Raw genomic sequence first — 14,186 nt, 5'->3', positions numbered from 1 at the left:
AATAACCATTAATAGCAATCAAGGAGTGAGGTTGATGAGGAGGATTCTTATTTTAGGCGGCACACGCTTTTTTTGGGAAACGTTTGGTCGAGCGTCTGCTTGAGGATTCTAAGAACGAAGTAACCATATTAACGCGCGGGGAAACAAGCGACCCTTTTGGCGATCTCGTTCACCGGATACAGGTGGATCGGTCTCAACCGGAGGCCTTCGCTCAAGCATTAGGTGATACGAGTTGGGATGTAGTTTACGATAATATTTGTTTTTCACCTGATGAAGCGGATCAGGCGCGCCGTATTTTTGACGGCAAAACCACACGTTACATACTGACTTCAAGTTTATCTGTTTATGATTTCAGTGAGCAAGCGCTGACGGAAGAGGTGTTCGATCCTGAAACGCACCCTATTCGTTATGGAGGACGAAATGACTTCACCTATCAGGAGGGGAAAAGACTGGCGGAAGCCGTCCTTATCCAACAAGCTAACTTCCCTGTAGCCGCTGTCCGCTTTCCGATTGTTCTGGGAACTGACGATTATACACGAAGACTCCATTTTCATATCGAACATGTACGTAACGAGCTGCCCATCGGGATTCCGAATCCAGATGCAAATATCTGTTTTATCCGTTCGGACGAAGCCGCTGATTTTCTGTATTGGCTTGGCAACTCGACGGTGACGGGTCCTCTCAACGCTTGCTCAGACGGTACGGTTAGTATTAAGGAGCTTATCTCGCTGATTGAAAAAGAGACCAGAAAACAAGCCGTCATTCAAAGCGAAACAGCGGATGCGCATAATTCTCCATTCGGGATCACACAATCTTGGTTTATGGATACAGCTAAAGCTCAATCGGAGGGATACAAGTTTCTCACTCTAAGCGACTGGCTCCCAGAGTTAGTTAGCACCCTAAATCAAACTTACGAGGACTAATTAATAACTATATTACTACGATAAAAAGCTGGCCTTTCGTGGACACTCCCACGAATGAGCCAGCTTCTTTATGCAACAAATCACAATTATGCGTTGAGTTAATTGCACTCTATACAACTATTTTCAGGTATGTGCACTCCCACCTGGTTTTAGTTGTATTTCATGCAATTAAATCCCCACTAAACAGCCGCTATCCCCTTTTCAGCTCGAAATAGCTGCACTAAATACAACTAAACCCTAATCAAGCTAAATACAAACCTTTTTAGTTGTATAAAATACACTTAAAATCAAAACGGCAGGTAGAACCTCACTAAGCGCTAAACTTTAGCCTCTCATCTCTAAACTCTATTCTATAAACTCTAATCTCTACTCCCTACTCCCTACTCCCTACTCTCTACTCTCTACTCTCTACTCCCTACTCCCTACTCCCTACTCCCTACTCCCTACTCCCTACTCCCTACTCCCTACTCTATTCTCTATTCCACCTTACGCTACGAATGCCAATTCCCGCTGAGCTACGCAGAGATTGTCAGATAAGACCCCTCTTTAGAAGCGTCTGCATTTGGTGTACCACCATCATTTGGAGTACCGCTATCATCTGGAGGATCGCCAGCACCTAATGTATCATCTCCTAATGCGTCTCCTAATGTGTCCCCAGCTTCTGGAGTGCCAGCATGCTTTGTATCCCTGTCCCCTTCATCGCTGACCCCATCGTCCCCATCTGAATCAATCTTAAAAATATTGATTTCTTTAAATAAATTCTGCGAAATTTCATTAATCTCAATGGCTTGACGGGCTATATCACGGATAGCATGATCCTGCTGTACGCTGGAGGCGTTCACCTCTTGCACTCCTGCCGCAGTTTCCTCGGCGATGGCCGCGACGGCATGCACAGACTCTGCGAGTCTACGGTTCATAGTCTGAGTCATATCCACTTTGTCGTGAATTTGCCCAATCTGTTTACTAATCTCCACAATAGATTGATCAATCGCTTCGAAAGAGGACAACGTTTCGGCCACTTTATGATCCTGTTCCTCAAGATTTCCTTTGGTCACCAGCATATATTGCTGGAATTCATCCATCCCGGATTGCAGCTCGCTAATAATCTGACTGATATGTACGGAGGACTCTTTGGTCTGCACAGATAATTGTCTTACTTCATCAGCGATGACAGCGAACCCTTTTCCGTAGGCACCTGCACGAGCTGCTTCAATTGCTGCGTTAAGTGAGAGGATATTGGTCTGATTAGAAATATCTGTTATGGATTTAGTGATGCGCGAGATGTCCTTTGATTGATCACTCAGTTTGGTTAAAGCCAGATATACTTTATTAACAGATTCTCGCGAATGCTCAGACACCTCCCGGAGGGCGATGACGGATTCAGATCCTTTACGAGTATTGTGATTAGCCGTTTGACTGGTAGCCAGCATAACCTCGGTATACTCCGTGATCTCGTTCACTTCACGTTCCAGCTCCTGAATCAGGCCAGCGCTCTGCTCGGATTGTCCTGCCTGCTGTTCTGCGCCTACCGAAATTTCCTGTATAGTGCTTACGATATCTTGATTCGTATGCGCCGTTATAGATGAAGATTCTTGAAAAGAATGCGAATAAGTTGCCAGCGAAGAGGCTACTGACTGGGTATGCTGAAGCATTTCCCGGACCCGCTCCACCATATGATCAAAATGATGACTCAAACTGCCCAACTCATCGTTGTAAGGTGAATTAATCTGCTGACGCAAATCTCCTTCGGCAATTTTTCGCAGAGCCACTTGCAGTTTATGAATAGGATTCAGAAAGGAACGTATGAGCATTACCGCAATCACTAATGTGAAAATAAACACTAGCACAGCTGCGTAAGCAACTATAGAGGTGGTTAGATTAAGCAGATCAAAAGAATAATCCTGTGCTTTTTCTGCATTCTCTGCTGCTGCCGTATACAAATGTTCATTAGTCACTAGCATGACTTCACTCAACGCTGTAGCCTTCGTATGTAATTCATCGATTTGTTCCAGCACACTCATGGGATCAAGCTGCTCGTCTTCTATGGTCTTTACCAATTCGTCAAAATATCCCGTATATTCCCCAATATGACTATGTAATTGTTCTAACTCTTTAAATGCCGGCGAATCTGCCGCAAAATCCACCGTCGCCATCTCTTTAGTCAGCTTTGTTTGCTTGTCCTTAAAGGGTTGGACGAACTCCAAATCACTCGAACCCGCTAACGAAGATTCTACCGCATTCATTTCCTGCAGCAGTTGCGTAATGATAGACACGGTAATTCGTTTTTCCATCTCAGCTTTTTGCGTTTCCATAGAAATCTCCACTTGACTGATTTTATGGTTTTGATAAAACGCTACTCCCAAAAAGAAAAGAACAACGGCGGAAAAACTCAAAATCAACTTCCATTTCATAGTTAGATGCATAGACCTAGCTTTCAACAATATCATCCTCCGTATAAAGCCTCATATTGCAATAGGTACATTCTACCAATATCTTGATTGTAGAAGCTGGACGTTAAATACTGGACAATGTTTTGTATGAGAAATGTAAATTATCTCGAATACCCAATCATTAATTCTCCTTGCAATTGACGTAACGTTAAATGCTAAAATAATCCACATAAGGCGCCTTATCAAACTATGAAACGGGAGTTGTCTATGAGCGGATTTGTTACCATTGATAAGCTTTCTGCGCAATTCGGACTGACGAGTCGGACTCTGCGTCACTGGGAAGCTCAAGGATTGTTTGAAAGTAAGCGGGATAGCAGCTCTGGCTGGCGGATTTATGATGAGAAAGCAATACTCGCCATTCGGGTTACCTCATTATTAAGAAAGCTGGATATTAGCATCAAGGATATTGGAACCGTGCTTAAAAATATGTCCGTTCAGTCCATGTACGAAGCGCTCAGCCAGCAAGCGGCTTCTATTCACAATCAAAAAACAGAACTAACAAATAGAGAAGGTGAAATCCATCTCTTTTTACAGTGGATATCCGCCCATCTCGAGGAACCCATTACAAATCAATTATTATCTGAACTAAACGAAAAGTCATGCAGTCCATCGGATGGTATGACTAAAACTGAGGAGGTTATATCTATGCCAACTATTAATCACTCTACCCCTATTCATGTAAGATTCATTACTCTCCCAGCTATGAGATTTGCCTACAATGTTGCGGTTAGTACCTCTCCAGAAGATGAAGCTATGATCCCAGTTAATGAATGGCTGGAAGCTAGTCAACTATTAGGCACAGCACGGCTGTTTGGCGGCAATACGAACCCGCATCCAAGTGGTGAGAATAAACCTTACGGATATGGATTCTGTGCCTCAATACCGGAAAATGTGAAGATACCAGCTCATCTAAAGGAAATGCGGCTCGACGGCGGCCTCTATGCTCTGACAGAAAGCACTGATGATATCTATGGTTCATGGCAAGCCCTAATGGGGTATCTGGATAATCATCCTGATTATCAAGCGGATCACGACTCCAGATTATGTCTGGAGGAGCATATCCGCAACGATAGTCCCAAAGGTAGCGGAAATGAGTATGCCCTAAATCTACTCGAACCTGTAAAAAAGAGAGTTCACGCGCTTACGTAAACGAGCGAGCCATAGATAAACGTTTCTAATCTTTTAAAAAACAAAACGCTCTCTTCTGCTTATTCAGGCAGACGGAGAGCGTTTTGTTGTACATTGCTTCTATTGATTTATTCCCTACGCAGACACTGCTGGAGTAATTTTCACAAAAATAAATCGTGTAAGCGGCCCAACTAAAATGATTTGCAGTGGAAGTGCAAAAATAAAATTTTTACCTATGGCAGACAGATAAGCTCTTGGTAGTTCAGCAGAAAATCCAACATGGAGAACTGTGCCATAGAAGGACATGAACAATACCATTCCGGTCACCATAAAAAAGGATATGAACATGATTTTTTTGATCATCGGATCATTTTCTTTAACCAGCTTATGCGCGATCCCCTTCGCAACCTTGCCTACAACAAATACATCTAGAATGAGTGCAACTATAAATGCAGGCAAGTAGCCGACAATCACATCCTTAACTAACGTGCCTGACCAACCCTCCATTAGTGCTACATTGTAAATACTCATACCCAGCACCATCAAAAAACACATGATGAACGTAAATAAAAATGCTTCTTTTTTGTTTCTTCCCATCTTCAAGCTCCTTTTATCTCTGTATTGTCAACTTGGATTACAATAACATAGATCCTTAAATCAAGTCAACCAAGTTGACAATATTCACAAATGACTTATACTGGGATAAACGAGCCATCATTTAGGAGTGTTCTAATGAATAAGCAGCTGCAAAAAATGAACCTGATTGATTTACTCAGTGAGAAGCATCTAGCTTTACGTAAAATAGTGACAGACAAAGACCCGGATCAAATCAATAAGACCGAATCCCACATTCTTGCAGTTCTTGCGGCCCGAAAAATGTTATCGATCTCAGAAATCAGTAGAATAATTCATATTTCAAGACAGGGCACCCATAAAAGCATTCAAGGCATGTTATCCCGTGGTTATGTTGAAGCCGTTGAAGTCGAAGGAAATCAGCGTGACAAAAATATTGTCCTCACTCTAAAGGGTATAGAATGCAATAACAGAATGATGATCACCAAAATTGAATTAGAGCAGCAGATCGCTGCCAAGCTGGGAGTAACAAATGTAGAGCTTCTTAAATCTTTGCTAAAAGAAGATTGGCTCTAATCTCCAACAAAAAAAGCCGCAGAGTTGTCTACTCTGCGGCTTTAAAAAGTTTGAATTATTTTCCGGGAAATTGTCGTTAATTAGCTTTCAAAGCACTGTTTGCCGCGCTCTCTCCACCTAGACGACCTGAGGTAAAGGAATAACCAATTCCAACCCCATTGCCTACATAGGTATCGTTGAATAATACGCCTTCCGATTCAAGCCCTACAGCAAACAATCCTTTTACTGGTGTACGTTTATCATTTAGCACTTGGAACTTAGTGTTTACCAGCAAGCCACCTACAGAACCCAAGTTGTTGATTTCAGCGACGATGGCATAATACGGTCCTTCTTCGCCCATTGGCTCTAAATAATCAGCAGCTTTACCAAATTCAGTATCCACACCAGTTTTTGTAGCTTCTTTATAACTATTGTAATTTTCTACAAACACATCTACATCCATACCTGCATTTGTTGCTAATTCTTCGATTGTATTTCCTTTGAAGCCATCTCCGTTTTCTACCATAGAATCAAACACCTTTTCTGCATTTACCCATGGATTCTCTAACGTGAATTGATCTGCAAATTCTGCATAAAATTCTGGTGGCATTCCTGGCAGGCTTGGTGCGTTAACACCTTTCATCCCCTTGGACTGAAGAGCAGCCAATTGTGATTTTGATACGATAACCATATGATAAGCACCATTAAATGCACTCGTATTAGCTGCGGCGACCGATGTTAATGTCGCTGCTTCATCTCTGAAACGTGCTCCGGAAGAACCTACATTCATGAAGTTAGGCAGATACGTCAACATCAGCGGATAACTTGCTTCAAAAGGCTCATATTGTGCTTTTAGTCCTTGTGTTGCTCTGGCTAATGTTTGGTGCAGCATCTGACCACCGAAGTTATCAGGAACCTTGGCTCCTGCTTCCCAAGCCATCTTCAGACCTTCCCCAACATTCTGACCTAGTCCTCCGTTAACCCCTTCAAAACCAAAAGCTTCTTTAACCATTTCCGAATTTGCAGCATAACCGCCTGTTGCCATTACGACACTTTTCGCTGTGATTTCAAGAGTAGTCCCGTCTGATTTCTCAGCCACAATACCTGTAACTTCTCCTGCTTCATTGGTAATCAGCTTTTTGGCAGTGGTTTCGGTGATCACTTGTCCACCCTTTTGTTCAACCGATTCAGCTAACATTTTCCGAAGGGTCTCTTCCCGAGTTTCATAAGCTGGCAGTACATGCAGCTGCTCTCCGAAAAAGTTTAGAAAGCTGGTTTTATAACCTTTTTCCGCTAACCAATCATAAGTTTCACCGGATTTCGTTACGTATTGTCTAATCGCTGCAGCGTCAACTCTCCAGTGATTGTTGACAATCCAATCGGCAATTTCTTTTTCCACATTTACTTTAAGATTATTGTCAGTAGCTGCGGAAGAATTATAGAACTTACCGGCCCAGGATAGATTACTTGCTCCCCCGATAACTCCTGTTTTTTCGATAATAATAACCTTGGCACCTTTATCAGCAGCGGTTACCGCTGCGGACACACCAGATGCACCGGCGCCTACTACCACTACGTCTGTTTCAAGCTTTTCCGTTTTACCTTCACCCGCTCTTTGCACGCCACCGGCTTTGAGGACTTCCAGATTTCCTCCACCTTTGGTTACGGCATCTTCAACGGCCGCGAGCATTGCTTCACTGGAAAGACTCGCACCACTAACAGCATCTACTGCCAAGGTTTGTCCTTCCAGAATTTGATCTTTTATTTTTTCAAGTGCACTATCGCCTAGACCACCTGTTTCTGACTGGCTTACGATCTTGATATCTTTAATTTTATCTGGCTCATCCATAGTGACTTCTACTTTAATCACGCCCTCTTTGCCTTCCGCTTCCCCAGCGAATGTACCGGCTTTAAAAGATGATGATGACGAATTTGCCGACTCCCCATTTCCTTTGCATCCACTCAGCATGGAAACGATCAGCACCATACAAAAAGTTAACATGAGCATTTTCTTGGTGAAATTTCTGTTGCGCATTCTCTTCTCCCCCAGTATCTAATATCTTATAGCTCGCCAAGAACGTGATATTTTTCACATTCATATCTATACATATCTACCGAACGTTGCCAAGCTATATACCGAAGTATAAACATTGGTGCAGCACCAAGGTCAATGTCCAATTCTTGTCCAAAAAGAAAAACACCCGCTCTCAGAGCAGGTGTTTATAGAAATACACTTATACAATTGGGATATTCACTTCCAAATACGAGCGGTTATTGCCTTCTATTTTTTCAGTAAGCATTAATTTACCCACCACATCACCCGCTATGGTATAACCATTTGCTTCGATGTAATCTATCATAAACTGCAAGGATTTCTTCGTGATATAATGTCCATCCGTAGATAACATGATAGCAGAGACACAGGTACTCGGGCTAATGTACTCTACATATTCATCGATATCCATCGCAAATTTCTGCACTTCCTCCTCGGGTAAGGTAAGCCCCCAGCTATAGTCAAAGTTATTATCACCGGATAACACCCCCGCGTCCTCAATCTTAAAAGAATAAAACGCATAAGGAAGCCTATCCATCCAAGTGTTGACGAGGCTTTTTACGATATCATTTTTTAATAATGCATTTTTATCCGTTTGCTTAAGCCTGTACATGCCTGGCAGTTGTTTAAGTTTACATATATATAATGAGGACTCTATTTCCTTAAGCTCTTTATGAATTTCATTCATCTTGTTTAGCAGCATCGTCTTTTGCTTAATCTCTTCTTCTAAACTCTGCTGAGACTGCTGCATCATTCCCATAACTTGCTCAATAGAGGACTCCTTCATTAAAAGTGCCACTTCGGGCAATGGAATTTCCATACTGCGATACCATCTGCTCATTAACAGATCCCTCGCATCTAAATCATTAAAATATCTATAATTATTGCTGTTATCTTTTGTGGGCCTAACAATATCATGTTTCTCGTATAATCTCAGCGTATCCGCAGTTACCCCGAGAATGGAAGCAAATTCACCTATGCAATACTTCACCTGAAGTCCCTCCATTCATTTCATGCATACCCTACCACACTAAATGATAAAGAGAAGGACGCTGTTTGGATATGAAGTAACTCATTTCATACTCAGGGTGTACATGCTAACTATGCTAGTGCAAGTAAGTGAACTAACATAAATCCAACTAGAGATAACATGACCGAGCCTATAAGTCCCGCTGCAAAAGACTTCATTCCAAGCCGTCTAAATGCCGCCAAATCAACGTTTAACCCAAGCCCTGCCATCGCCATAGCGATTAACATATAAGCAATCGTAACGATCCCATTGGCTACTGATGCGGAGACGATTCCTAACGAATTCACACCACTGACAACTAGAAATCCTAGAATAAACCAGGGGATTGGAATGCTTTTCCACGAAGCTTTAGCCGCTCCACCTTGCACTTTTCTTTCTTCACGATTGGACCAAATCCCAATTAAAATAGCCACCGGCACAAGTAAAGCCACCCGGGTCAATTTAACGATGACCGCCATATCAACGGCAGCATTTCCACCAGCATCCGCAGCCGCGATAACGTGAGCAATCTCATGTAAAGTCGCTCCTGAGAATACCCCATAACCTAAATCTGATAAGCCGAGGAAAGGATACAAAAATGTGTACAGCAGTGTAAATATTGTGCCTAATATAGCTACTATAGCTGCACCAATGGCCGTTTCGTCATCTTTAGCTTTTATCTGTGGAGCGATGGCAACCACCGCTGCCGCACCGCAAATCGCAGTTCCGCAGGCAGTTAAGATACTGAGGCGCTTATCTACTTTGAACAGTCGAGCCAGTCCGTATACAACGGAGATCGCAAATATAATGACGATGACTGCCAAAAGAAATACCCGAGGTCCTGCAGCAACGATATCCATTAGATTAAGCCGCATACCGAGCAGGATAATCCCTAGACGAAGCAGTTTTTTACTGGAAAAATCGGTGCCATGTGTGATGCTATCTGGCACTCCTATCGTAGCTCGCCAAATAATCCCGATTAAGATGGCAATGACCAATTGCCCCATAATAGATAGGAATGGAAAACCCGCTAAAAATTTCGCCAATAATGCGATAACTAAGGTTAGCCCTATCCCTAATGCAAACCCAACCTTTTTGTTGTGATCTGGTTGATACAAACCTTCTGATTGACCCATGTCGTATACACTCCTTGATGAATCTCTAGATGATGCTGTATAAATACATCCCATGACTCAACAATAATACGACAGCGCTCGGAAGTTAAATACCAATATCCTATCCGTAAGATTAGGAATACTTATGCTTAATTTTAGACAAAAAAAGCTCCTTCGAGTGAAACATAAATGCCGTAGCATCTGCCTCACCAAAGGAGCAATTATAATCGTTAGTGATATTTAAGCTTCCAGCTTCTGTAGTCGAGTCCCTTTTGGAAGTACAGAAGTTATATATTCGTGTACCGGATGTTGCCCTTCCTCTTCCGCAAGTACAGTTACAATTCCTTGATCTGTACCGGTTCGAATCAGCCGCCCCATCCCTTGTTTGAGTCTTAACAGCATGTAAGGCAAATCCACATCTTCAAAAGGAGTGGAGGTTTCCGCCCTCTTTGCCATAAACACTGGATCAAGCGGAGGATACGGCAGCGACCATATGATCACATTGGATAATGAAGGTCCAGGGATGTCCAGCCCTTCCCATAAGGTGACCGCACATAACACGCTATGCTCATCCCGTTGGAATGCCGAAATCAAATAGCTGATTTCTTGATCCCCTTCATATAAAAATGAATATGAACTGCTTTCCGGTCGTAACGAGTTAAGCTGCTTGAACTGCAGAAGCTCTTCACGAGTACGGAACAATAGCAGTGCTCTACCTTCAGTCCGCTGAATAAGCTTCAGGGAAATTTCCATTTTCTCAGCAAAATCCCCACTCTGAAGCTCTGGCACATAGACATTCATCTGGTGCTCATAGTCATAAGGTGAGTCTACAGAGAAGGATAAAAAATCTTGTATCCCAAGACTGTCCTTCAAGTATTGGAATGATTTATCCACAGACAATGTAGCCGATGAGAATACGATTGGCATTTTTTGCGTGAACAGGCTGTCTTGAAGTACCTCTTTGACATTTCGTGGCATGACCGACAGCGTTAGACCATCGCTTTCTTCTGTCGCCCAGCAGATTAAAGCCCCTGAATCCTCAAACAATCGCAAAGCGATCTCTATGGTCTCCAAACGTTCCTCCACAATTCGGAGTTGGTATTCATCAATCGTGTAGAGTCCGCTTTCGAATACTAATTCTTCTTCGATAGCAGCAATTACACTCCGCATCCGGTGTACCTCACGAATCAATGAAGCATTCAGCTCAATGCTTTTCCGATCTGATCCAGGTATGTTTCGGCATTGACGGCGAATCGCTTTGAACATTTGCTCACTTTGCATGATCGCTTCATCAATCAGAACGGCCAGCGTTTCACGAATCTCGTTCTGTAGCAGGCGAGAAATCAATTCTTCAAAGACGACATGCTTCATCTTATAGCCAAGCGCCTTCATGGCCGCTGATTCTAATAAATGTCCTTCATCGAATACAACCGCACAGTGATCCGGAAGCAAAGGGATTTGCCCTTCCCGCTTACGCGCTTCATAGGTCCAAATATGCTCCATGTAATAATCGTGGGAACAAATGATCAGATCGCTTGATTTCCGGTAATGATCACGGGACAAGGTCTGCCCGCAGCGGTGACGCATATCGCAAGTAAAGCAGTCCTGAAACGTATCCCAGTTAATCTTGTTCCATTGTTCGTCATTCAGATCAGGATAATCTCTGCGGTCTCCATAAGCATGGAACTGCTGCATCGGTGCATGTGAATGTACAAAATCAGGTAATGTACTGTACAAGCTCTCCAGTGGTAAGCTTTCATCATCATGGTTCCGAGCCTGATCCAGCTTTTTCAGACACATATATTTATCCGGAGATTTCGCTAGTCTGGCATCAATATTCATGTTCAGATGCTTCGCAAGCTTGGCGATATCGCCTTCCGGTTTCACAAGCTGCTCAATCAAGGACTCGTCCGCACATGCAATAATCGCAGGTTTGCCCATATAACGCGCGTAACAAATGCTATACAACAAATACACTAATGTCTTGCCTGTTCCGACCCCTGCCTCAGAAAAAATCGTCTTTTTCTCGGCAAAAGCTCGCTCTACCTGAAAGGCCATGTATATCTGTTCATCACGTACTTCAAATCCAGCCTCAGGAAGAATTTCATAGAATACATCTCCGACCCATTCCCCTACTTGCTCCATAAAAGGTTTGGTCCGATCATATTCAAAAGGATACTGTTTCGCCAACAAGCCTACCTCCAATATTTGATCAGGCATCTCTACCATGCCATGAAAAATAGAATCAACGGAAAAACTCTATTATCTCATACGTTTGGAGGAATTACAAAAAAAAATTAGAGATCTAAAGATCAGATTAACAACGAAGATACTCATTTTCGTAGATATTATTAATCCTTTCCAAAACATTCCGGGCTTGATCCTTAAATTTCAAATCCGCAACCTGGCCTTTCCGAAGAAATATACCTGTCTCTTCACGGTGTTCTCCCAGAGCACCCTCATACAATTGGCCGGCGCCGTGGGTTGGCGGAGAGAAAAACAGCTTCATCAACGGTTTAACTATAAGAGGCAGTCCAGAATTTTTCCCTTTTCGCAATGTGTTATTGCTACCCGGATCAACACTGCGAATCATGATGCCCTCGTTAGCAAGTTGCGGCGCGGCGGCCTGTGTCCATAACGATAATGCCAGCTTTGAGGTGGCGTAAGGACCAAGCAGCTTGCGGAAGGTTGTGGGATGCTCCAAGATTTCTATCGTAAACTCTTTCGTATAATTAAGCGCTGAGGATGAGGTGTTGATCACCGTTTTTAAGCGTCCTTTTTGTAGGATATCCTTCAATTCCATTAAAATAATATACGGAACAACGGTCATCAATTCATAGTGCTTTTCGCGCCCCTGTTTCGAATAGCTTAGTTCGGGGAAGCTCCCGCCGGCATTGTTGAACAAAATATCGATTCGCTGCTCCTTGCCTTTGATCTCTTCCAGCGTCCCTCTCAAGCTGGCAAAATCCGCGAGATCGGTTGTTTTATAAATACGAAGCCAGCCGTTTTTGATGGCTTTTTGGATGTTCACATCGTCGGCCGGAAAATCGGAACGGTTCAAAGCAATCACCTGCCAATCCTCCGCTAGCAGTTTTCGAGTTAATTCCAATCCAATCCCGGCGTTAGCGCCTGTAATCAATGCGATATTTTCACGTTGCTGTGTGCTCATTGTAAATCTCCTCCTGAATTCGGGATATCTTCCTCTTATAACGCACATTTTATTAATTGGAGTCGACTCCAAGTCAAGGCGTAATAAAAAGATTTTGTCCCAGAGATAAGGTCTTGACTTGGAGTCAGCTCCAAGTTGTATAATGCACACACAAAGCAATCTCCAGGAGGTACAGTATGAAGGCAGAGCAAACGTTTACGATAAAAGAAACCGCCGTGCAAACCGGAATATCCGAGGATACGATCCGCTATTACGAAAAGATTGCGCTGCTTCCCCGGGCGGACCGGAAGGACAACGGGCATCGCGTTTACCGGCAGGAAGACATAGATACAATCCGGCTGCTATCCTGCCTCAAAAAAACAGGTATGCCCTTGCAGGATATGCAGCCATTTTTGGCGGTCTCCGCCGACGCTGATCCCGCGGATTATCCTGAACTGGTGGAGCATTTAAGGAACCATCGAGAAAACATCGTCAGCCAAATCTCGTCGCTGCAGCAGGTTGTCGATTTTATTGATATCAAGCTGGAACAAGGGAAATATCGCCGAGACTGCTCAGATAAAAGCGAAGACCGATCGGAACCAAAAAACATCTCCCCTGTTGAGATGAGTTATTTTTCTGGATCAGCAAAAATGAATAATTAATGAATTGGAGGTTTTAGGATGAAAGCAATGATCATAAAAAAATACGGGAATTCCCCTCTTCAGTAGCCGACATCCCAACACCCGCAGTGGGTGATTATGATGTATTGGCAGAGATCCATGCAGCAAGTATTAATCCTATCGATTTCAAAGTGCGGGATGGCAAAGTTCGTACGCTGTTGAAATACGATATGCCCCTAGTTTTAGGAAATGATTTTTCAGGGATTGTCATCCAAGTAGGAAAGAATGTTAAAAAATTCAAGATAGATGATGGCAAAAGGTATTGATTCAAGCGGGAGCGGGCGGTGTTGGCACTTTTGCTATCCAACTTGCCTAAGCGATGGGGATATACGTGGCTACTACTACAAGCGATGCTGGAGCAGAATTGGTCAAGTCACTTGGAGCCGATCAAATTATCAATTATAAAACCGAAGCATTTGATAAGGTCCGAACAAATAAAACCTGTTATTGATCAAGTGTTTCCTTCTGTAGAGGCGCAGAAAGCGATGGAGTATTCCGAATCGGGCAGAGCTAAAGGAAAGATCATATTAAAAATAAAATGATACAACACAT

At 43.1% G+C, this 14,186-nt stretch carries 11 protein-coding genes and 1 pseudogene; 5 read left to right on the top strand and 7 right to left on the bottom strand.

The window, feature by feature from the left end:
- Positions 1-83 precede the first annotated feature (83 nt).
- Positions 84-923 carry an NAD-dependent dehydratase gene (locus tag NSS82_RS11535; RefSeq protein ID WP_306031843.1) on the top strand — a complete coding sequence of 280 codons (840 nt, stop codon included), beginning with the start codon at positions 84-86 and terminating at the stop codon, positions 921-923.
- 515 nt (positions 924-1,438) lie between these two features.
- On the opposite strand, the gene NSS82_RS11530 is transcribed toward NSS82_RS11535, so the two are convergent.
- The gene (locus tag NSS82_RS11530; protein WP_178944246.1) at positions 1,439-3,235 is read right to left on the bottom strand and encodes a methyl-accepting chemotaxis protein; all 1,797 of its coding nucleotides are present in this window, start codon (positions 3,233-3,235) and stop codon (positions 1,439-1,441) included.
- Between the two features lie 345 nt (positions 3,236-3,580).
- Between NSS82_RS11530 and NSS82_RS11525 the strand changes: the two genes are divergently transcribed.
- Positions 3,581-4,522: a MerR family transcriptional regulator gene (locus tag NSS82_RS11525; RefSeq protein WP_076107504.1), complete on the top strand. Its 942-nt coding sequence runs from the start codon at positions 3,581-3,583 to the stop codon at positions 4,520-4,522.
- A 114-nt stretch (positions 4,523-4,636) separates the two neighbouring features.
- Here the strand turns inward: NSS82_RS11525 and NSS82_RS11520 are convergent, their stop codons facing one another.
- Positions 4,637-5,098 carry a DUF2798 domain-containing protein gene (locus tag NSS82_RS11520; RefSeq protein ID WP_076273137.1) on the bottom strand — a complete coding sequence of 154 codons (462 nt, stop codon included), beginning with the start codon at positions 5,096-5,098 and terminating at the stop codon, positions 4,637-4,639.
- Positions 5,099-5,233: 135 nt separating this feature from the next.
- Here NSS82_RS11520 and NSS82_RS11515 point away from each other — a divergent pair, with 135 nt between their 5' ends.
- Positions 5,234-5,650: a MarR family winged helix-turn-helix transcriptional regulator gene (locus NSS82_RS11515; protein ID WP_076273136.1), complete on the top strand. Its 417-nt coding sequence runs from the start codon at positions 5,234-5,236 to the stop codon at positions 5,648-5,650.
- Between the two features lie 76 nt (positions 5,651-5,726).
- On the opposite strand, the gene NSS82_RS11510 is transcribed toward NSS82_RS11515, so the two are convergent.
- From NSS82_RS11510 to NSS82_RS11490, 5 genes are all read right to left on the bottom strand, one after another.
- Positions 5,727-7,664 carry an FAD-dependent oxidoreductase gene (locus NSS82_RS11510; protein ID WP_076273135.1) on the bottom strand — a complete coding sequence of 646 codons (1,938 nt, stop codon included), beginning with the start codon at positions 7,662-7,664 and terminating at the stop codon, positions 5,727-5,729.
- Between the two features lie 199 nt (positions 7,665-7,863).
- On the bottom strand, positions 7,864-8,673 hold the full coding sequence (locus tag NSS82_RS11505) for a MerR family transcriptional regulator (RefSeq protein WP_076273134.1): 810 nt from the start codon (positions 8,671-8,673) through the stop codon (positions 7,864-7,866).
- Positions 8,674-8,783: 110 nt separating this feature from the next.
- Positions 8,784-9,827, bottom strand: a complete 1,044-nt coding sequence (locus tag NSS82_RS11500) for a YeiH family protein (protein ID WP_076107508.1) — start codon at positions 9,825-9,827, stop codon at positions 8,784-8,786.
- 219 nt (positions 9,828-10,046) lie between these two features.
- Positions 10,047-11,951 (bottom strand): ATP-dependent DNA helicase, encoded by a 1,905-nt coding sequence (locus tag NSS82_RS11495; RefSeq protein ID WP_370510916.1) that lies wholly within the window; start codon positions 11,949-11,951, stop codon positions 10,047-10,049.
- Positions 11,952-12,123: 172 nt separating this feature from the next.
- Positions 12,124-12,975 carry an SDR family NAD(P)-dependent oxidoreductase gene (locus tag NSS82_RS11490; protein WP_076107510.1) on the bottom strand — a complete coding sequence of 284 codons (852 nt, stop codon included), beginning with the start codon at positions 12,973-12,975 and terminating at the stop codon, positions 12,124-12,126.
- 176 nt (positions 12,976-13,151) lie between these two features.
- On the opposite strand from NSS82_RS11490, the gene NSS82_RS11485 reads away from it, so the two are divergent.
- The gene (locus NSS82_RS11485; RefSeq protein ID WP_076273133.1) at positions 13,152-13,616 is read left to right on the top strand and encodes a MerR family transcriptional regulator; all 465 of its coding nucleotides are present in this window, start codon (positions 13,152-13,154) and stop codon (positions 13,614-13,616) included.
- A gap of 18 nt (positions 13,617-13,634) precedes the next feature.
- Positions 13,635-14,176 (top strand): annotated as a pseudogene (locus NSS82_RS11480) (alcohol dehydrogenase catalytic domain-containing protein).
- The last annotated feature ends 10 nt before the right edge of the window (positions 14,177-14,186 follow it).

This window comes from Paenibacillus sp. FSL H7-0735, assembly GCF_038008505.1.
Lineage (GTDB): Bacteria > Bacillota > Bacilli > Paenibacillales > Paenibacillaceae > Paenibacillus_AQ > Paenibacillus_AQ odorifer.
Note: the sequence above shows the minus strand (reverse complement) of the source record. Positions and strands in the feature narration are given on the sequence as shown.